Source organism: Simiaoa sunii (assembly GCF_014337175.1).
In the GTDB taxonomy this organism is placed as follows: Bacteria; Bacillota; Clostridia; order Lachnospirales; family Lachnospiraceae; genus Acetatifactor; species Acetatifactor intestinalis.
This window is the reverse complement of sequence record NZ_CP060633.1, coordinates 2,526,007-2,546,784: the sequence shown is the minus strand read 5'-3', so window position 1 is coordinate 2,546,784 and position 20,778 is coordinate 2,526,007. Positions and strand designations below refer to the sequence as shown.

Sequence of the window (20,778 nt, the reverse complement as noted above, 5' to 3'; positions counted from 1 at the left end):
TGTTGGATACCTGACAGACAGAAACCAAACTGAAAATCTCACGGATGGCGGAGAATACCGTTATTCGTGAGATTTTCAGTTACAAAGAGCGAGTTTTCGTTTTGTATATCGCAGATTCCTCCTGCACAGACTAAACAGTAGCACTTGATTGATAACATATGCAAAATTATGTTATCGATCAAGTGCACGATTGTTATGCAAAAACAGGATGCCTGTAAAATGAGGCATCTTCGCAGAACGCGGGAAAGGAGTTTGCAATGGATGGATTGACTGGGGGAAGCGGCGGAACAGAAGCGTTTCCCTTGAATGAACTGCCGGTAGGATTCGGCATGGCGCTGGCGATGAATGAACAGGCCATGCAAGGCTATGCGGCACTGACAGAGACGGAGAAGGAACATCTGATCCTCCGGTGCCGGGATGCTGGATCCAAAGAAGAGATGGAGCGGATCGTGGCATCACTGGTACCGGGAGAATCGGCGGAAAGTGTTATTGCCAGCCTCCGTCAAGAGTAAGGATCTGTCCGGTGAGATAGGTTGGCGCCTGGATGAGCTGGAGGACAAGTTTTGCGACTTCCTCCGGCTGGCCCAGACGGTCGGCAGGAATTTCTTCCCGGAGAGCGTTCATTTCCTCGGGGGAGAAGCAGTGGTTCATGGCAGTATCAATAACACCGCAGGAGATGGCGTTGACCTGGATATTACTGGGAGCCAGCTCCTTGGCAAGTGCTTTGGTGAAGCTGTTCACACCGCCCTTGGAGGCGGAGTAAGCCACTTCCATGGAAGCTCCGACGTTTCCCCAGACGGAGGAAATGTTAACAATGCGTCCGCTGTGTTTCAGCAGCATCAGAGGAATTGCCAGACGGCTGGTATAGAAACAGGAGCTTAAATTCGTATTTATGACACGCTGCCATTCTTCGACACTCATATCCGTGAGCAGACCAATGTAAGAGATTCCGGCATTATTGACCAGAACGTCCAGATGATCCAGGGAAGCAAATAATCGATCCATGGCAACGGGATCCGATGCGTCTGCCATCTGCGCGGTGCAGTGGATCCCGTATTTTTCTTCCAGAGAGTTAGCAAGGCCGGACAGCTCCGGGAGAGTGCGGCTACAGGTCAGGACAAGGTCGTAACCGGCTCCGGCGAGGGTCTCTGCGATGGCACGTCCGATACCGCGGGAAGCACCGGTGACAAGAGCCAACGGAGTGTTCTTTATTGTATTCATGTAAAGTATCCTTTCTGAATTCTACAGCAACTTTGGGAGATAAAACAGTGCCAAATGTAAAAAACCTGTAAAACGAGTGTAGCACAGATGGACTTGCTTTTCCATAGGGGAACTGCTACACTGGACAAAAGGAGAGAAAATTATGTATGATTTGATCATTATCGGTTCCGGTCCTGCAGGGCTGTCCGCCGCAGTCTACGGAAAGCGTGCGGGGCTGAACCTACTTATTATAGAAGAAAAGCCCATGAGCGGCGGACAGATTCTTAATACTTATGAAGTGGATAACTATCTGGGACTTCCCGGGATCGGTGGCTTCGACATGGGGATGACTTTCAGACAGCATGCAGAGAAGCTGGGGGCGGAATTCTTAGAAGCCACGGTACACAGTGTGGAAGAACGTGGCGATTACAAATGCGTCTACGCAGGAGACCGGGAACTGGAGACCCGTACGGTGATTTTTGCCACCGGTGCGGAGCATGCGAAGCTTGGCGTGCCTGGTGAGGAAGAATTAAACGGCATGGGTGTGTCCTACTGCGCTACCTGCGACGGAGCTTTTTTCCGGGGCAGAACGGTAGCTGTGGTCGGCGGTGGAGATGTGGCGCTGGAGGATGCCATTTATCTGGCGAGAACCTGTGAAAAGGTGTATCTGATCCACAGAAGAGACAGCCTGCGGGGAGCCATGGTATTACAGGAGGAATTAAAGAGCCTTCCCAGCGTGGAGATCCTCTACGACCATGTGGTCACGGAGATCTGCGGTGAGGATATGGTGGAAAAGCTGCGCATCAAAAACGTGAAGACGGAAGAAGAGAAGGATCTGGAAGTAGCGGGCATCTTTATCGCTGTAGGTATCCATCCCAACACCGAACTGCTGCAGAGCCTGGTGACAGTCGGTGAGGATGGCTATATTCCGGCAGGCGAGACCGGAGAGACTGACACCCCCGGCATCTATGTGGCGGGTGACATCCGTAAGAAGCCTCTGCGCCAGGTCGTGACGGCAGTGGCTGACGGCGCTAATGCGGCGGTCAGCGCCGGGAACTATTGCAACCGTTTTCGTAAACAGTCATAGATTAGTAATAGATTCATTAAGAAATTTGAAAGAAAATTGAAAAATATTTAAAGAAAAGAGTCACCCATGTGGTGGCTTTTTTTATGTAAAATATCCGCAAACCCGCATGAAATGGGAAATTTTGGAAGTGTTGACAATTAATTTACTATATTGACAAAAGGAGGACTGCGTGATATATTTGTTAACAGATGTAACAAATTCGTAACAAATGATCCGAAAATATAAAGAAGTAAGTTAAGAAAGTAAGATAGCTCCAAGAGTTTCAGGAGGATAGAATGGCTCGTAAATCTGTAAAAATTACCGTGTGCACCATGGCAGCGGTTATGGCTTTTTCCGGAATGAATATTACCGCAGATGCAGCAGCATCTTCATCGGTACTTCCCAGCGGTGGTATTGAACTGACCCTGGCAAAGGGTAATAAGTTAGAGAGTCTTTCCGCAGGTACGAACAATACCAAACAGATTGAAAGTATTATTGAAACTGTACTCCGTGATGATCAGATGGACACGACCCCGGAAGCATCCGAGGAAGAATCTTTTAAGAATCTGGTCATTGCACAGGTAAATGATTATGTAAATGTAAGAAGCATGCCCAGTGAGCAGGGTGAGATCGTCGGTAAGCTGTATGACGATTCCGTAGGTCTCTTCATCTCCGAAGAGAACGGCTGGTATCAGATCTCTTCCGGTTCCGTAACCGGTTATGTAAAAGCCGAGTACTGTGTGACCGGTGATGAAGCGGTAGAGCTTGCCAAAAAGGTAGGTACAAGACTGGCGACCGTTAACACCACAACCTTAAAAGTACGTACCGAACCTTCTTTAGAGGCTTCTGTATTAGGTCTGGTTCCATTGGAGGATGACCTGGTAGTATCCGATGAGGCCGATGGCTGGGTACAGGTAGATACCGAGGAAGGTCTTGGATGGGTCTCCACAGAATTTGTTTCTCTTCATACGGAGTTCGTTGAAGCAGAATCCAAGGAGGAAGAAGAAAAGCGTCTGGCTAAGGAGAAGCAAGAGAGAGAAAGAGCCCGCGCCGCAGCGGCAGCGAAGGCAGCGGGAAGCAGTAAGAGTTCTTCCGGTAGTGCCCCCGCAGTTACCTATACAGCCAGCGGAGACAGCGAGATGGGTACTGCAGTTGCCGACTACGCATTACAGTTCGTTGGTAACCCTTACGTATACGGCGGATCCAGCCTGACTAACGGTACCGACTGTTCCGGATTTGTAATGAGTGTATATGCGAACTTCGGTGTAAGCCTTCCTCATTCCTCTTCCGCAGACCGCAGCCAGGGTGCAGCAGTTGACGGACTGGCTAATGCACAGGCAGGAGACCTGATCTGTTACTCCGGTCATGTAGCACTGTATATCGGTAATGGTCAGATCGTTCATGCATCTACCGCCAAGACCGGTATCATCGTATCTAATGCGGATTACAAGAAGGTACTGGCAGTTCGACGGATCTTCTGATTATATAACAGCAAGTACAAGGCACTGTGTGGAAACATACAGTGCTTTTTTGTGTATACGATGAGCGAGACTACTCGATTGCACCGTGTCATGTGGTCGGTTTATTTTCTATGTGGACAGGATGCTGTGGGGACAGTGGAACTTAAGTGCCGATAAGGCAAAAAATTATAAGTTGTATAACGAATTGTGCAATTTGTCAAAATATTGTTATGCGATGAAATGGGGATTGACAAAACGGAACTATACAAAGTATACAAAAAAAGTGACACGAACGTAAAAACGACAGAAAAGAAATTTAAATACAAAATAAGTTATCCACATCCAAAATGCCAGAAAATAGGATAAAAGTTACTTATACACCAAGTTATACACATTATCCACAGAAAAACCGGCACTGCAAGGGGGATAAATTTACGAAAAAACAGGAACAAATGTTTTGTGAACATGTAATAAAAATAATAAAATGACAGGATTTGTCGATTTTAGGGTTGACATACAGAATGTCAAAAACAAGTAAAAAACTTCTTAAATTGTTGCAAAAAGCTGTGCTATTGTGCTATAATGACTATACAATAAATACAAGGGATGCTACATAAAACCTTGTAAATAAATACTTGGAAGGGATGATCAGCATGAAGTTTATTATTGTTGGCAGAAACATCGAAGTTACACCAGGATTAAGAGCAGCAGTGGAGGAAAAGATCGGCAAGCTGGACAAGTATTTCAATCCCGACACAGAAGTACATGTAACATTAAGCGTTGAAAAAGAACGTCAGAAAATTGAGGTGACCATTCCGGTAAAGGGAAGCATTATCCGTTCGGAGCAGGTAAGCAACGATATGTATGTATCCATTGATCTGGTGGAAGAGATCATTGAGAGACAGTTGAAAAAATATAAGAACAAGATCGTTGACAAACAGCAGGCGGCAGCTTCTTTCAGCAAAGCCTATGTAGAGAATGATTACACAGACGATGACGAGATTAAGATCGTTCGTACCAAGAAGTTCGATATCAAACCCATGTATCCCGAGGATGCCTGCATTCAGATGGAACTGTTGGGACACAACTTCTTCGTATTCTGCAACGCAGAGACAGATCAGGTAAATGTAGTGTACAAGAGAAAGGGCGATACCTACGGACTGATCGAGCCGGAAGTATAAAACCGGACAGAAAATTAAATAAAGACAAATTTACAGCCTGCCGGAGTTTCCGGCAGGCTGTTTTGTTGTATGGGAAATGATATGCCCCGGAGATTTTCGAATTGTCTGAATACCGGAAAAATCAGAAACATAACCTGTAAGGAGGAACTGAGAGCAGGACAGGGAATGGACAGAGAAAAGAGAATGCGGGCATGGATCCGGGCAGAGGTGATGCTTCTATTTATAATGATGGGAGCATTTCTGCTCAGGGAGACAGGGCGGACAGAAAGCATGGAACAGGCGGTGGTCACCGCGACCTCGGCTGCGGGAAAGGATTATATCAAATGGGTGGACTTTACCGTATCCTATGAAGCGCTCTGCCAGGCATATGACTGGGATGTGGATACGTTTGACACGGAACATCATGTGGAGTGGATCCCGCTGCTTGCATATACCGCAGCCAGAACCGGAGGGGAATTTGACAAAAAGGCGCTGAAGATCCTGAACGAGACGTCGGAGAAGCTGGCGGAGGGAGAGGCAGAGATAGAAACTCTCACAAAAGATATGAAATACTATCCGTATTATCTGGAAGCTTACAGCGCGGCGCTAGGAGGACTGGTGGGAGAATACGAGGCAGAGGTGATCGGAGAAGACGGACAGAGCACCTGGCAGAAAAAATACGGATTAAAAGGTTATTGCCCCATTGCGAGAGGATTTGATTATACTCATTATGATGATTTCGGGGCGGGAAGAAGCTACGGATATAAACGAAGGCATCTGGGCCATGACATGATGGGGCTCGTCGGTGTACCTATCATTGCTGTCGAGTCCGGCACTGTGGAAGCCCTGGGCTGGAACCAGTACGGCGGCTGGCGCATTGGTATCCGCAGCTTTGATAATAAGCGCTACTATTACTATGCACATCTGCGGCAGAACTACCCCTATGCGGAAGGACTGGAAGAAGGCAGCGTGGTGGCGGCGGGGGATGTGATCGGTTATATGGGACATACCGGTTACAGTACCACAGAAAATGTAAATAATATAGAAGTAACCCATCTGCACTGGGGATTGGAACTGGTCTTTGATGAAGAACAGAAAGAGAGTGACAACGAGATCTGGATCGATGTCTATCCGCTGACCTGTTTTCTGGCAAAACACACGCAGGAAGTGCAGAAAGTCGAGGGAACAAGAGAGTGGATCCGTACTACAAAAATCCGGGAATTCTGATTTCTAAAAATTTCATTTGTTATTTTGTTATTTTTTTGACAAAATCATTGCAAAACCGATTTCGCTATGTTAAAATAGGAACAGTGAAATGATAAAAAAATAACAATCTAAAAACATTTCAGAAAGCAAACCAAGCAAAACCAAAAAATGGAGGACAAACAAATGGCAAAGAAAGTTGTATTAGCAGGCGCTTGCCGTACCGCGATCGGTACTATGGGTGGAACCTTAAGCACAACTCCTGCACCGGAGCTGGGCGCAATCGTGATCAAGGAGGCTCTGAAGAGAGCAGGCGTTGCTCCCGAAGCAGTTGACCAGGTATATATGGGATGTGTAATCCAGGCTGGACAGGGACAGAACGTAGCACGTCAGGCAGCGATCAAGGCAGGACTTCCCATTGAAGTTCCCGCAGTTACCATGAACGTGGTATGTGGTTCCGGTCTGAACTGTGTGAACCAGGCAGCACAGATGATCATGGCCGGTGATGCAGATATCGTAGTGGCAGGTGGTATGGAGAACATGTCCATGGCTCCTTACGCAATTCCTCAGGGACGTTACGGATATCGTATGGGTAACGCAACCATGGTAGATACCATGATCAAAGATGCACTTTGGGACGCTTTCAATGATTATCATATGATCAAGACCGCAGACAATATCTGCGAAGAGTGGGGACTTACCCGTGAAGAACTCGATGAGTTCGCATTAAAGAGCCAGTTAAAGGCTGAAGAGGCTCAGAAGAACGGTGCCTTCAAGGCAGAGATCGTTCCCGTGGAAGTTAAGAAGAAAAAAGAGACCATCGTATTCGATACCGATGAAGGCCCTCGTCATGGTTCTACCATCGAAGGTCTGGCTAAGCTTCGTGCCATCAATCCCGGTGGATTCGTTACCGCAGGTAACGCTTCCGGCATCAACGACGGTGCAGCAGCTATCGTTGTTATGAGCGAGGAGAAGGCTAAGGAGCTGGGCGTTAAGCCTATGGCAACTTTCGTAGCAGGTGCTCTGGCAGGCGTTCGTCCTGAGGTTATGGGTATCGGCCCTGTGGCTTCTACCAAGAAGGTAATGGCTAAGACCGATATGAAGATCGAAGACTTCGATATCATCGAGGCTAACGAAGCATTCGCGGCTCAGTCCGTAGCAGTTGGTAAGGAACTGGGTATTGATGTAGATAAGCAGCTGAACCCCAACGGTGGTGCTATCGCACTGGGTCATCCCGTAGGAGCTTCCGGATGCCGTATCCTGGTAACTCTGCTGCATGAGATGCAGGCAAGAGGTGCCAAGACCGGTCTGGCTACTCTGTGCATCGGCGGTGGCATGGGCTGCTCCACCATCGTTAAGATCGAGGATTAATTTTATAAATATTCGCTGGGGCGGTAGAATCTCTATCGCCTTAGTGTGGTTTTGAAAACACGAATAGAAATGTGAAATGAGGTAAAAACATGGATTACATTTTGTATGAGCAGAATGGTAATGTGGCAACCATCACCATTAACCGTGAGAAAGCACTGAACGCACTGAATTCTCAGGTGCTGGATGAACTGAACGCTACATTGGATGCAGTAGATCTGGCAACGGTTCGCTGCCTGGTGATCACCGGTGCAGGTGCTAAGTCCTTCGTGGCAGGCGCAGATATCGGAGAGATGAGCAGCCTGACCAAGGCAGAAGGCGAAGCATTCGGCAAGAAGGGTAACGATGTGTTCCGCAAGATCGAAACCTTCCCCATTCCTGTGATCGCAGCTGTCAACGGCTTCGCTCTGGGTGGTGGATGTGAGATCTCCATGAGCTGTGATATCAGAATCTGTTCCGATAATGCAGTATTCGGACAGCCTGAAGTAGGACTGGGAATCACTCCCGGCTTCGGTGGAACCCAGAGACTGGCTCGTCTGGTAGGTGCAGGCATGGCAAAGCAGATGATCTACACCGCACGTAATATCAAGGCAGCAGACGCTTACAGAATCGGTCTGGTAAATGAAGTATACAGCGCCGAGGTTGATGCTGACGGCAATGTAGTAAAGAGCGCACAGGAAGTAATGCTGGCAGCAGCACAGAAGATGGCAGCGACCATTGCAAAGAATGCTCCCATCGCAGTCCGCAACTGCAAGAAGGCTATTAACGAAGGCCTGGATGCAGATATGGATCAGGCAGTAGTGATCGAAGAGAAGCTGTTCGGTGACTGCTTCGAGACAGAAGATCAGAAGTATGGTATGGCTTTCTTCCTTGACAAGAACAAGGAGAAGGTAAAAGAGCCTTTTAAGAACTGTTAATCATTACGAATATAAAAGTATAAAATCAGGAGGATTTACCATGAAAGTAGGTATTATCGGTGCAGGTACTATGGGACAGGGCATTGCAAAGGCATTTGCCCAGGTAGACGGATATGAAGTAGCTCTTTGCGATATCAAGCAGGAGTGGGCTGACGGCGGCAAAGCCAAGATCGTAAAAGGCTATGCAAGACTGGTAGAAAAAGGAAAAATGACCCAGGAAGCAGTTGACGCTATCGTAGCTAAGATCACTCCGGGTCTGAAGGAAGACCTGTGTGCAGACTGCGATCTGATCGTAGAAGCTGCATTTGAGAACATGGAAGTAAAGAAGACCACCTTCGGTGAGCTGGACAAGATCTGCAAGCCTGAGTGTGTATTTGCTTCCAACACTTCCAGCCTTTCCATTACCGAGATCGGCAACGGACTGACCCGTCCTCTGATCGGTATGCACTTCTTCAATCCCGCAGACCGTATGAAGCTGGTAGAGGTAATCGCAGGTGTGAATACTCCCGCAGAGACCGTGGATACCATCAAGAAGATCTCCGAAGAGATCGGCAAGACTCCCGTACAGGTGAACGAGGCAGCAGGCTTTGTTGTTAACCGTATCCTGATCCCTATGATCAATGAAGCAGCTTTCATCAAGATGGAAGGTGTATCCGATATCGCAGGTATCGACGCAGCTATGAAGCTGGGCGCTAATCATCCCATGGGACCCCTGGAGCTGGGTGACTTCGTAGGACTGGATATCTGCCTTGCCATCATGGATGTTCTGTACAACGAGACCGGCGACAGCAAGTATCGTGCATGTCCTCTGATCCGTAAGATGGTACGTGGCGGCAACCTTGGTGTGAAGACCGGCAAGGGCTTCTATGTATACAATGCAGACCGCACCAAGACTCCTGTGGATGCACAGTAAAGTATAAACAATCCGTAGGCATCAAAGTCGGGGTTCTTAGACCCCGACATCATGATAATTACAACCAAGTATAAATAACAATGGAGGATTAACATCATGGATTTTACATTATCCAAAGAGCATGAGATGGCGAGACAGCTGTTCAAAGAGTTCGCCGAGAACGAAGTAAAACCTCTTGCACAGGAAGTTGACGAGACCGAAACTTTCCCCAGAGAGACCGTTGAGAAGATGGCTAAGTACGGCTTCATGGGAATTCCTGTTTCCAAGGAGTATGGCGGACAGGGCTGTGATACCCTGACCTATGCTATGTGCGTTGAGGAGCTTTCCAAGGTTTGCGCAACGACTGGCGTTATCGTTTCCGCACATACCTCTCTGTGTATCGATCCTATCATGACCTTCGGTACCGAAGAGCAGAAGCAGAAATACGTTCCTGATCTGGCAAGCGGCCGCAAGATCGGTGCTTTCGGTCTGACCGAGCCCGGTGCAGGTACCGATGCCCAGGGTCAGCAGACCAAGGCTGTATTAGATGGCGATGAGTGGGTCATCAATGGTTCCAAGTGCTTCATCACCAATGGTAAAGAAGCAGATGTATATATTGTTATCGCAGTTACCGGTATCGTAGAGAAGAGAGGCAGAAAGATGAAGGAGATTTCTTCCTTTATCGTTGAGAAAGGTACTCCCGGATTTACCTTCGGTACCAAAGAGAAGAAGATGGGTATCAAGGGTTCTTCCACTTACGAGCTGATCTTCACCGACTGCCGTATCCCCAAGGAGAATATGCTTGGTAAGCAGGGACAGGGATTCAAGATCGCAATGCACACTCTGGACGGCGGACGTATCGGTATCGCTTCCCAGGCTCTGGGTATTGCAGAAGGCGCTTTGGAGAGAACCGTTGCTTACACCAAGGAAAGAAAGCAGTTCGGAAAGTCCATTTCCGGATTCCAGAATACACAGTTCCAGCTGGCTGATATGGCTACCAAGGTGGAAGCTGCCAAGATGCTGGTATACAAGGCTGCACGCAAGAAGGACGAGTACAAGACCAATCCTAAGATCTCTTACTCTGTAGAAGCTGCTATGGCTAAGCTGTATGCTGCTGAGGTTGCTATGGAAGTTACTACCAAGGCTGTTCAGCTGCACGGTGGTTACGGTTACATCAGAGAGTACGAAGTTGAACGTATGATGCGTGATGCAAAGATCACCGAGATCTACGAGGGTACTTCCGAAGTTCAGAGAATGGTTATCTCCGCAGATCTGCTGAAATAAGCAAGCAGGCATTTGTCGGAAATTTTATTAGAAAAGTAAGGAGAAAATACAATGAAGATTGTTGTTTGTATTAAGCAGGTGCCCGATACCAAGGGCGGTGTTAAATTCAATCCTGACGGAACTCTTGACAGAGGCGCAATGCTTGCTATCATGAATCCCGATGATAAGGCTGGTCTGGAAGCTGCACTGAAGCTGAAGGACGAGTTCGGCGCAGAAGTTACCGTACTGACCATGGGTCTTCCCAAGGCAGCAGATGCTCTTCGTGAGGCGCTGGCTATGGGTGCTGACAAAGCAATTCTGGTTACCGACAGAGTACTGGGCGGTGCTGATACCTGGGCTACTTCCACTACCATTGCAGGTGCATTGAGAAACCTTGACTATGATCTGATCATTACCGGTCGTCAGGCAATCGATGGTGATACCGCACAGGTTGGTCCTCAGATCGCTGAGCATCTGGGACTTCCTGTAATCTCCTATGCACAGGACATCAAGGTTGAAGGAGACAAGGTGATCGTTCAGAGACAGTATGATGACAGATATCATGTGGTAGAAGCTAAGATGCCCTGCCTGATCACTGCATTATCCGAACTGAATAAGCCTCGTTACATGACTCCCGGCGGAATCTTCGATGCATGCAAGGCAGAGATCACTACCTGGGGCAGAGCTGATCTGAAAGATGTTGATGACAGCAACCTTGGTCTGAAGGGATCTCCTACCAAGATCGCAAAGGCATCCGATAAGGTTCGTAAGGGCGCAGGTGAGAAGATCGTTCCCGATTCACCCGAAGACGGAGCAGCTTACATTGTTGCTAAATTCAAAGAAAAGCACATCATCTAATATAGGAGGCAAACCATGGTAACCAATAATATTGAAGAATACAAGGGTGTATATGTGTTCGCCCAGCAGGTAGACAATGAGATCAGTGGTATCGCATTAGAACTGCTCGGCAAAGGTAAAGAGCTGGCTGCAAAGCTGGAGACCGAGGTAACCGCGGTTCTGATCGGTTATAACGTAAAAGGACTGGCTGATAAGCTGGCTGAGTATGGTGCAGATAAGGTGATCCTCGTAGATGATCCCGAACTGGAGACTTACAGAACCGAGCCTTATGCACATGCACTGGCATCTGTTATTGAAAAATATAAGCCTGAGATCGTTCTGGTAGGTGCAACCGCTATCGGACGTGATCTTGGACCTACCGTTTCCGCAAGAGTTCAGACCGGTCTGACCGCAGACTGTACCGTACTGGAAATCGGTGATTTCCCTCTCGTTGCTATCCCCGGACAGGAGCAGAAGCACAATCAGCTGCTGATGACCCGTCCTGCATTCGGTGGTAACACCATCGCTACCATCGCATGTCCTGACAACAGACCTCAGATGGCAACTGTTCGTCCCGGCGTTATGCAGAAGATCGCTCCTATCGCAGGTGCAAAGGCTGTGATCGAAGAGTACAATCCCGGATTTACTCCGAACAACAAATATGTAACTATCAAGGAAGTCGTTAAGGCAGTATCCGATACCGTTGACATCATGGATGCCAAGATCCTGGTATCCGGTGGACGTGGAGTAGGCAGCGCAGAGAACTTCAAGATTCTGGAGGATCTGGCAGAAGTTCTGGGCGGTACCGTATCCTGCTCCCGTGCAGTTGTAGATAACGGCTGGAAGCCCAAGGATCTGCAGGTTGGACAGACCGGTAAGACCGTTCGTCCCCAGATCTACTTTGCAATCGGTATCTCCGGTGCTATTCAGCACGTAGCAGGTATGGAAGAGTCTGATCTCATTGTTGCCATCAACAAGGATGAGACAGCTCCTATCTTCGATGTAGCTGACTACGGTATCGTAGGTGACCTGAATAAGGTAGTTCCCGCTCTGACCGAGCAGCTGAAGGCTGCAAAGGCTGAGAAGGCAGCAAACTAATTCGTAACAACGGATTAAAAACATATAAGAACTCCGCCTGATTCCCCGGTCCGTCCGGGAGTCGGGCGGAGTTCTTTTCTGCAAAAAACTGATGCAGCTTGTGCAAGTTTCTAGCCTTGTATGCTTGCACTGAGGGAAGCAAAATAGTAAAATAAAATGATACCAAGGGTAACAAGGTTAAAAAGTTGTTCGTGCTTGCACGATAAGACTTTTGAACTTGGGAAACAAGAAGGTGAGTGATATTTTATGGCAAAACAAAAAGAAGTAAAAACCAACGCCATGCGTATCCTGGAATCTCTGAAGATTCCTTATACCCATCACACCTATGAGTGCGAGGAATTCGTGGATGGGCTTCAGATAGCAGACAAGCTGTCCCTGCCCTATGAGCAGGTCTACAAGACGTTGGTCACCGTGGGCAGCAGCAAGAATTATTTTGTATTCGTCATCCCCATTGCGGAGGAGCTGGATATGAAAAAAGCAGCGAAATCCGTCGGAGAAAAAAGCGTGGAGATGATCCACGTAAAAGACATCAATGCCATCACCGGCTACATCCGCGGCGGCTGCACAGCCATCGGCATGAAAAAACAGTATGTGACCAGAATTGATGAAAGTGCGAAGACACAGGAACAAATCTATGTCAGCGGCGGCAGGATCGGCTCTCAGATCCAATTGAAACCGGATGACCTTGCGAAAGCAGCAAAAGCGGAGTTCGCAGATATTATCAGACACGAAAATTAATGCATCAAATGTAGCAAAAGGATGCTGAAGATAAAGGAGTACACATGGAAAACCAAAAAAACATCCTTGATTACGATACCGTAGCACTGGACGAAGCACAGGATGCGGTGATCATCATAGACCAGACCCTGCTTCCGGGTAAGATCGAACTGATCGCATTACATACGGCACAGGAGATGTGGGATGCTATCTATCTGCTGAAGGTCCGGGGAGCCCCGGCCATCGGTGTAGCGGCGGCATTGGGCATCTACCTGCTGGCGAATCGCATCGAGACGGAAGACTTCGAAGAATTTTATCAGAAATTCACAGAATATAAGGAATATCTGGATTCTTCCAGACCCACCGCAGTTAATCTGTCCTGGGCACTGAAGCGCATGGATGCTGTGGCTGTAAAGGCTGGCAGAGAAGAGCACAAGACTGTCGCAAAAGTGAAGGAAATCCTGCATGATGAAGCACTGCAGATTCGGGCGGAAGATGTGGAAGTATGTCGAAAAATCGGAGAATTTGGACTGGAACTGGTAAAACCGGGAGATGGTATTCTGACCCACTGTAATGCAGGACAACTTGCAACCGTAAAATACGGTACCGCAACCGCACCGATTTATCTGGGACAGGAGAGAGGTTACAACTTCCATGTATTTGCGGATGAGACCAGACCACTTTTGCAGGGAGCCAGACTGACAGCATTTGAACTGCATTCCGCAGGCGTGGATGTGACACTGATCTGTGACAATATGTCCGCTTCTGTCATGTCCAAGGGCTGGGTGCAGGCAGTGTTCGTAGGCTGTGACAGAGTGGCAGCTAACGGAGATACTGCGAACAAGATCGGTACCAGCGTGGTGTCAGCAGTGGCAAAACAGTACGGTGTGCCGGTATACATCTGTGCACCGACTTCCACGATTGATATGGCGACTGCCACCGGTGCGGATATCTGCATCGAGCAGCGTAAGGCGGAAGAGGTTACTGAGATGTGGTACAAGGAGCGCATGGCTCCGGAGGGTGTAAAGGTCTACAATCCGGCATTCGATGTGACAGACCATGAACTGATCGCCGGAATTGTCACGGAATACGGGGTGGCGAGAGCTCCTTATACGGAGAGCCTGAAGGAGATCATGGAACGCAAGGCACAGAGAGGCTGATGGTGTAGATATGAAGCGAAATGTAAGTCTTGCGGAGATATCCGACGGCCGTTTATACAAAGCAAGTGATATGGTGAAAGCGGATTGCGGTGGTTGCAATGGCTGTTCCCGGTGTTGTCACGGCATGGGCAATTCCATTATCCTGGATCCCTATGATGTTTACCGGATGACTACAGGAATGGGGAAAAGCATGCAGGAACTATTAGCGGCATCGGTGGAGCTCAACGTGGTGGATGGTGTGATCTTACCGAATCTGAAAATGCAGGGGACCAAGGAAGCCTGCGCTTATCTGGATGAGGAAGGAAGATGTAGCATCCATCCGTACCGGCCTGGAATCTGCCGGCTGTTTCCGCTGGGAAGATATTATGAAAACGGAGGATTTTCCTATTTTCTCCAGACCGGGGAATGTGCGAAGGAGAACCGCAGCAAGATAAAAGTCAGTAAATGGATCGATACTCCGGATCTGACGAGAAACCAGCAATTTACCCTACAATGGCATGACCTGTTACATGCCATGGAAGAGAGACTGACAGGAGAAGACGAAGGGAAACAGCAGGAGGAAAATCTGCTGCTGTTGCGTCTGTTTTATTTATTGCCGTACAAAGGGACAACAGATTTTTATTCACAGTTTACGGAAAGGATGGAATATTGGAATGAACAGATCAGATAAGTTAAGTAAGCTCCCCATCGAAAAGCGGTTACTGAGTGTATTTCGCAGAATTTCTCTATTATTAAGTGCAACAGGTATTATTGCCTGTGTCGCCATGGGAATCGTCAGTTACCAGTATTCCTATGCGTTGCGCCATTACGGTTTCGCACAGGGTGACATCGGTAAGGCGATGATCGTTATCGCGGAGATGCGGAGCGAGACCCGTGCCGCCATCGGCTATGATGACGATACGCTGATCGCTAAAGCAAAAAATGCCCATGACATGACGGCGGAACAGCTGGATACCTATATCGGTGCCCTGGAAGATGATATGATCACGGATGAGGGAAGAGCTACCTACCAGCAGATCAAGGATGGCGTAGCTTCTTATCAGCAGATCGAGGCACAGATACTGGAACTGGGAACAGCTTCCGAGCCTGCTAAGCGGATGCAGGCACAGCAGATGGCAGGCGAACAGATGGATCCCGTGTTCCAGCAGGTCTATGCAGATATGACGAGCCTGTTGGACAGCAGTGTAACGAACGGAAATGCCATGGAAGCCAAGCTGAATGTTTTCCGTGTGGTTATTTTTATCGTAATCCTTCTGATCATCGGAGTAGGCTTTGCAGGATCTGAAAAGGCGGGAAAAAGAATAGCCAAAGGAATCGCCGGACCGCTGAAAGCGCTGGCAGACAGACTGGATGGCTTCGCAGCAGGTGATCTGACATCTGATTTCCCCAAAGTGGAGACAGAGGACGAAATGGCAGCGATGAACCGTGCGGCTACAGCAATGGCGACAAACCTCAGGATGATCATTGAGGATATCAACCAGGCATTAAACGCTATGGCAAACGGCGACTGGACAGTGAAGTTCCGTTATCCCGATCTCTATGAGGGCGATCTGGATAAACTAAAAGAAGCGCTGAGAGATATTAAGTATAAGATGAATGAGGCACTGTACAATGTCAATGAAGTATCCGGACAAGTATCCATGGGTGCCGGAAGTCTGGCAGATGCAGCGCAGTCTCTGGCTGAGGGGGCAACCGAACAGGCAGGAGCCGTACAGGAGCTTCAGGCGACGATTACCAATATTACTTCTATGGTAGACAATACCGCAGAACATACGAAGAATTCCAGCAGACAGGCACAGGAATACTCTGCTAAGGCGGATGAAGGACGTACCGAAATGAATCACCTGATGGAAATCATGGGTCGGATCAATGAAACTTCCGAGAAGATCAGCAATATCATCGGCGAGATCGAAGATATTGCAAGCCAGACCAATCTGCTGTCCCTGAATGCTTCCATTGAAGCAGCCAGAGCCGGAGAAGCAGGCAGAGGCTTTGCTGTTGTGGCAGACCAGATTGGTAAGCTGGCAGAGCAGAGTGCTCAGTCCGCAGTCAATACCAGAAATCTGATCGGCGATACCCTGGAGGAGATCCATGCCGGCAATGAAGCTGTGGATCATGCATCCCAGACCTTAAGTGTTATCGTGGACGGTGTCCGCAAGATCGCACAGGATTCCGAGGAACTGACCCAGATCGCAGATACCCAGGCGGATGCCATGAATCAGGCGGAGAGCGGTGTGAACCAGATCTCCGAGATCGTACAGTCCAATTCTGCGGCAGCAGAAGAACTCTCTGCTACTAGTGAAGAACTGTTGGCGCAGTCTGAGAATATGACCAATCTTGTAAAACAGTTCAAACTGATCGATGAGGAGAAGATTCAGGCGAGAAAAAAGGAGGTTAAGCATGCCGGTATTTGATTTCAGCAGTACTCCGGAAAATGAAAAGAAGCAGGATCCTATATGCACCTATACTACGTTTCGCTCCAATGAGGGATCAGCCTCTGCGGAGAAACCGATTTTGATTCTGGATAACAGCAGTGAAAAATGGAACCATCATGCCGTAGGTGTATTCGGTAATCAGAGCAAACGGACCAATTTCGAATTTAAAGAGGAAGGCAGCAGCGCTTATGCCGATATTTTGCAGATTGATGCCCGTTTTGTCAGTCTGATCCGCTGGCTTGGTGAGAACCACATTAACGTGCGTCTCTCCGGAGAAAACAGGAATGACGGCTATGCAGTATATAAGATCCGTGAGACAGCTTTCGGTGGGGGCACCAAGCTGTCTGCAGAGGATGGATTTTTACAATTCATGATGGAGAGGCTGTTTTTAAGCAGTGCTCCCGCGGAAGAAGAACAGGGCGAGGACGAAGGGGAAGACGGCGATGATATGAAACTTACCAGCCTTCAGAGTATCTCCGATTTCATGACCTGTGCCGGAAGGACTATGCCGGAAAATATCCGCCTGTGGGCGAGAAGAAACCTGGCAGTGGCAAGATCCCACGAGGTATCTCCCGAGGAGAGAAGGCATGCCCAGAGAGCCTTGTCCATCATGATGAACATTCAGTGGAAGGGCAACTATTTTGAGGCTATTGACCCCGTGGAAGCCAGACGGATCCTGGATGAGGAATTGTACGGCATGGAGCGGGTCAAACAGCGTATCATGGAGACCATCATCCAGATCAACCGTACCCACACTTTACCGGCCTATGGTCTGCTTCTGGTGGGACCGGCGGGAACCGGTAAATCCCAGATTGCTTATGCGGTGGCAAGGATTTTAAAGCTTCCCTGGACTACATTGGATATGAGTTCCATCAACGATCCGGAGCAGCTGACCGGAAGCTCCAGGATCTATGCAAATGCCAAACCCGGTATCATCATGGAAGCTTTTTCCATGGCGGGAGAATCCAATCTGGTATTTATCATCAACGAGCTGGACAAAGCGGCCAGCGGCAAAGGTAACGGCAATCCGGCGGATGTACTGCTTACCTTGCTGGATAATCTGGGATTTACGGACAACTATATGGAATGTACCGTGCCGACCTTCGGGGTCTATCCGATTGCAACGGCTAACGATAAGGAGCAGATCAGTGCCCCGTTAATGTCGCGTTTTGCAGTGATCGATATACCGGATTACACACCGGAGGAGAAGAAGATCATTTTCTCCAGATTTGCCTTGCCAAAGGTACTGAAACGTATCGGACTGCAGGCAAACGAGTGCACTATCACCGAAGAGGGACTGGATGCGGTGGTGGAGATCTATTCCAACACCAGCGGTATCCGTGATCTCGAGCAGGCGGCGGAGCATCTGGCTGCCAATGCCCTGTATCAGATCGAAGTGGACGGATTAACAGAAGTCGTATTTGACGCGGAAAAAGTGAAGAAGCTATTTCTGTAAGTAAGAGAAGCAGGTAGTCGCAGGACGCGGTTGCCTGCTTTTTGTGCAAAGTCGGGGGCTTTTGACCCTGACATCATTATATAAAAACGAGTAGAGGAGAGGGAACATGACAAAGAAAGTATTAGTGATCACGGATGCACAGAACGAATTCATCACAGGAGCACTGGGCAACAAGGAGTGCGAGGCAGCGGTAAAAAATATCGTTGCGGCAGCAAAAAGTGGGGAATACTACAAGGTGATCATCACCAAGGATACCCATACGGCAGATTATCTGGACACCCAGGAAGGCAAAAGGCTACCTGTACTGCATGGACAGGAAGGCACAGAGGGGTATAAGATTCATCCGGATATTGTAAAGGCGGTACAGGAACATTATGCACCGGAAAATGTGATCACAGTGAAAAAGCCGACCTTTGGCAGTCCGGAATTCGGAAAGCTATTGAAAACCATCTGGGAAGAGGTGGTGGCTGCCGGAGAGGCAGCAGAGGGTGAATATCCCATGGAAGTGGATTTTACCGGATTCTGCACCGGAATCTGTGTGTTAAGCAATGTGGTCATGGCAAAGGCATTTGTACCGGAAGCGAGAGTGTGTGTCATTGAGAAGGCCTGTGCCTGTGTGACACCCCAGACGCACCAGACGGCCATCGCAGCTATGGGACCGATCCAGGCGGATGTGATTTAGAGAACATATCATATTTACACAGTTGTGAATCGAAGAGAGAAAGAGGATAAAATCATGCAATTACCACAGATCATCAACAGCTTACTGGAAAATGATATGTATAAGTTCTCCATGGGACAGTGCATTTACCACCAGTTCAGCGCTTATAAGACTACCTGGACGTTTAAATGCAGGAATACAGATGTAGTTTTTACAACGGAGATGGTGGAAGAGATCAAGGCGCAGATCCGGGCGTATTGTAGCTTACGTTTTACGGAGGAAGAATTGAATTATCTGGAAAATGTAAAATGGATCAAAGGTTCCTATGTGGATTTCCTGCGCCTGTGGCAGCCTAGATATGAAGATTTCGAGATCGGAACGGAGGCGGACTGCGGTCTGACTATCGAGACGAAAGGCTCCTGGTTAAACACTTCCATGTATGAGATTCCGACGCTGGCTATCGTCAATGAAGTGTTTTTCCGAATGAATTATGATTATGACAGGCTGTATGCTTCCTTCCGGGAACGGCTGGCGGATAAGATTCAGAAACTTGTAGATGGAACCTATTGTCTAGGTAATTTCAGTGAATTTGGTCTGCGGCGCCGCTTGTCCGCGGAAGCACAGGAACTGGCGGTGCAGGAGCTGGTGGCGCACAATAAGGACTATAAGGACTCTGCCTGCATCGGTACTTCCAATGTCTATCTGGCAAAAAAATGGAATGTGACACCGGTGGGAACTATGGCGCATGAATGGATCATGTGTACCGGGCAGGGCAATCACAAGCACAATCCGGCGTATTCCAACTGGTATGCCCTGGATGCCTGGGTGAAGGAGTATGGTGTATTAAACGGTATCGCCCTGACAGACACCATCACCACAGATTGTTTCCTGAAGGATTTTCAGCTGACGTATTCTACCCTGTTTTCCGGAGTACGGCATGACAGCGGGGATCCCTTTGCCTGGGGAGAGAAGATGATCGCCCATTATGAGGCACTGGGGATCGATCCGAAGCGCAAGACACTGTTGTTTAGTGACAGTCTGGATTTTGAGAGGGCGGATAAGCTGCGGAAGACCTTCAAGGATCGTGTGACGGTGGCATTCGGGATCGGTACTTATATCTCTAATGATACCTGCGAGGATCCCTTAAATATTGTCATGAAGACCACTGCCTGCAACGGCATGGATGTGGCGAAGATCTCCGATACGCCCGGCAAGGAAATGTGCAAGAACGAGGAGTATGTGGATTACCTTACCAGATGTATCCAATGGAGACTGGAGCACGACAGATAGGAGCAGCGAAAACGATGGAATATGAACATATTGAGCATACTTTTGCACCGGTGTATGATGCAGATTCCATGGTGCTGATCCTGGGGACATTGCCCTCGGTGAAATCCAGAGAAAACCATTTTTATTATGGACATAAACAGAACCGTTTCTGGAAAGTTGTGGCGGATCTGTGCGGGGAACCGGTGCCGGAGACCATTGAAGAGAAAAAGGCGATGCTCCTTGCACATCATATAGCCATCTGGGATGTCATCCAGAGCTGCGATATCAAAGGCTCCAGAGACAGCAGTATACGGAATGTGGAACCGACGGATATCCGACACATGTTGACGGAATCTAAGATTACGGGAATCTATGCCAATGGGAATAAGGCGGGAGAACTGTACCGGAAGTACCAGTTGCCGCTTACGGGGAAGGAAGCCACAGTGCTGCCCTCTACCAGTCCTGCGAATGCGGCATGGTCCCTGCAAAAATTGTGTGAAGCCTGGCGAAATACCATTGACATAACTAACAAAATTTCATATGATAATATAAATGATACATGAAGTACCAAAAGCATACGGGTAAAAGGGGATTATAACATAGAACAGGCCGCACG

General features: G+C 48.4%; 20 protein-coding genes. 19 read left to right on the top strand and 1 reads right to left on the bottom strand.

The features are described 5' to 3' along the window. The first annotated feature begins 257 nt into the window (after positions 1-257). Positions 258-512, top strand: a complete 255-nt coding sequence (locus tag H9Q77_RS11645) for a hypothetical protein (RefSeq protein ID WP_022153493.1) — start codon at positions 258-260, stop codon at positions 510-512. Here the strand turns inward: H9Q77_RS11645 and ymfI are convergent. After that, on the bottom strand, positions 487-1,221 hold the full coding sequence (gene ymfI, locus H9Q77_RS11640) for an elongation factor P 5-aminopentanone reductase (RefSeq protein WP_249325671.1): 735 nt from the start codon (positions 1,219-1,221) through the stop codon (positions 487-489). The two genes, H9Q77_RS11645 and ymfI, sit on opposite strands and share 26 nt — an antisense overlap. Positions 1,222-1,363: 142 nt before the next feature. Between ymfI and trxB the strand changes: the two genes are divergently transcribed. The 18 genes from trxB to H9Q77_RS11550 all read left to right on the top strand — a co-directional run bounded on the left by trxB (position 1,364) and on the right by H9Q77_RS11550 (position 20,725). Beyond that, positions 1,364-2,287, top strand: coding sequence for a thioredoxin-disulfide reductase (gene trxB, locus H9Q77_RS11635; protein ID WP_249325670.1), 924 nt, complete (start codon positions 1,364-1,366; stop codon positions 2,285-2,287). 275 nt (positions 2,288-2,562) lie between these two features. Further along, positions 2,563-3,747, top strand: a complete 1,185-nt coding sequence (locus H9Q77_RS11630) for a C40 family peptidase (RefSeq protein ID WP_249325668.1) — start codon at positions 2,563-2,565, stop codon at positions 3,745-3,747. A 632-nt stretch (positions 3,748-4,379) separates the two neighbouring features. After that, positions 4,380-4,907 (top strand): ribosome hibernation-promoting factor, HPF/YfiA family, encoded by a 528-nt coding sequence (hpf, locus tag H9Q77_RS11625; RefSeq protein ID WP_022313187.1) that lies wholly within the window; start codon positions 4,380-4,382, stop codon positions 4,905-4,907. Positions 4,908-5,072: 165 nt separating this feature from the next. Next, the gene (locus H9Q77_RS11620) at positions 5,073-6,113 is read left to right on the top strand and encodes a M23 family metallopeptidase (RefSeq protein ID WP_249325666.1); all 1,041 of its coding nucleotides are present in this window, start codon (positions 5,073-5,075) and stop codon (positions 6,111-6,113) included. Between the two features lie 162 nt (positions 6,114-6,275). Then, positions 6,276-7,460, top strand: coding sequence for an acetyl-CoA C-acetyltransferase (locus tag H9Q77_RS11615; protein ID WP_249325664.1), 1,185 nt, complete (start codon positions 6,276-6,278; stop codon positions 7,458-7,460). Between the two features lie 89 nt (positions 7,461-7,549). Further along, positions 7,550-8,374: an enoyl-CoA hydratase-related protein gene (locus H9Q77_RS11610; RefSeq protein WP_249325662.1), complete on the top strand. Its 825-nt coding sequence runs from the start codon at positions 7,550-7,552 to the stop codon at positions 8,372-8,374. 40 nt (positions 8,375-8,414) lie between these two features. Then, positions 8,415-9,287, top strand: coding sequence for a 3-hydroxyacyl-CoA dehydrogenase family protein (locus H9Q77_RS11605; protein WP_022313183.1), 873 nt, complete (start codon positions 8,415-8,417; stop codon positions 9,285-9,287). Between the two features lie 96 nt (positions 9,288-9,383). Further along, positions 9,384-10,550, top strand: coding sequence for an acyl-CoA dehydrogenase (locus H9Q77_RS11600; protein WP_249325660.1), 1,167 nt, complete (start codon positions 9,384-9,386; stop codon positions 10,548-10,550). A 51-nt stretch (positions 10,551-10,601) separates the two neighbouring features. Then, entirely contained in the window at positions 10,602-11,387 is a 786-nt protein-coding gene (locus tag H9Q77_RS11595) for an electron transfer flavoprotein subunit beta/FixA family protein (RefSeq protein WP_022153484.1), read from the top strand. Between the two features lie 15 nt (positions 11,388-11,402). Further along, positions 11,403-12,464 carry an electron transfer flavoprotein subunit alpha/FixB family protein gene (locus H9Q77_RS11590; RefSeq protein ID WP_118546852.1) on the top strand — a complete coding sequence of 354 codons (1,062 nt, stop codon included), beginning with the start codon at positions 11,403-11,405 and terminating at the stop codon, positions 12,462-12,464. 246 nt (positions 12,465-12,710) lie between these two features. Further along, positions 12,711-13,202, top strand: a complete 492-nt coding sequence (gene ybaK / locus H9Q77_RS11585) for a Cys-tRNA(Pro) deacylase (RefSeq protein WP_118546853.1) — start codon at positions 12,711-12,713, stop codon at positions 13,200-13,202. Positions 13,203-13,246: 44 nt separating this feature from the next. Then, positions 13,247-14,341 carry an S-methyl-5-thioribose-1-phosphate isomerase gene (gene mtnA / locus H9Q77_RS11580; RefSeq protein ID WP_249325658.1) on the top strand — a complete coding sequence of 365 codons (1,095 nt, stop codon included), beginning with the start codon at positions 13,247-13,249 and terminating at the stop codon, positions 14,339-14,341. Between the two features lie 10 nt (positions 14,342-14,351). Further along, complete coding sequence (locus tag H9Q77_RS11575; RefSeq protein ID WP_249325657.1) at positions 14,352-15,011, top strand: YkgJ family cysteine cluster protein; 660 nt, start codon at positions 14,352-14,354, stop codon at positions 15,009-15,011. Next, positions 14,995-16,755, top strand: coding sequence for a methyl-accepting chemotaxis protein (locus H9Q77_RS11570; protein WP_249325655.1), 1,761 nt, complete (start codon positions 14,995-14,997; stop codon positions 16,753-16,755). Before H9Q77_RS11575 ends, H9Q77_RS11570 begins: the two co-directional genes overlap by 17 nt. Beyond that, positions 16,742-18,232 (top strand): AAA family ATPase, encoded by a 1,491-nt coding sequence (locus H9Q77_RS11565; protein WP_118546857.1) that lies wholly within the window; start codon positions 16,742-16,744, stop codon positions 18,230-18,232. The genes H9Q77_RS11570 and H9Q77_RS11565 overlap by 14 nt, the downstream gene beginning before the upstream one ends. Before the next feature lie 106 nt (positions 18,233-18,338). Next, complete coding sequence (locus H9Q77_RS11560) at positions 18,339-18,914, top strand: cysteine hydrolase family protein (RefSeq protein WP_249325653.1); 576 nt, start codon at positions 18,339-18,341, stop codon at positions 18,912-18,914. A gap of 54 nt (positions 18,915-18,968) precedes the next feature. After that, positions 18,969-20,183 (top strand): nicotinate phosphoribosyltransferase, encoded by a 1,215-nt coding sequence (gene pncB / locus H9Q77_RS11555; protein WP_249325651.1) that lies wholly within the window; start codon positions 18,969-18,971, stop codon positions 20,181-20,183. Positions 20,184-20,197: 14 nt separating this feature from the next. Further along, positions 20,198-20,725 (top strand): DNA-deoxyinosine glycosylase, encoded by a 528-nt coding sequence (locus H9Q77_RS11550; protein WP_249325649.1) that lies wholly within the window; start codon positions 20,198-20,200, stop codon positions 20,723-20,725. The last annotated feature ends 53 nt before the right edge of the window (positions 20,726-20,778 follow it).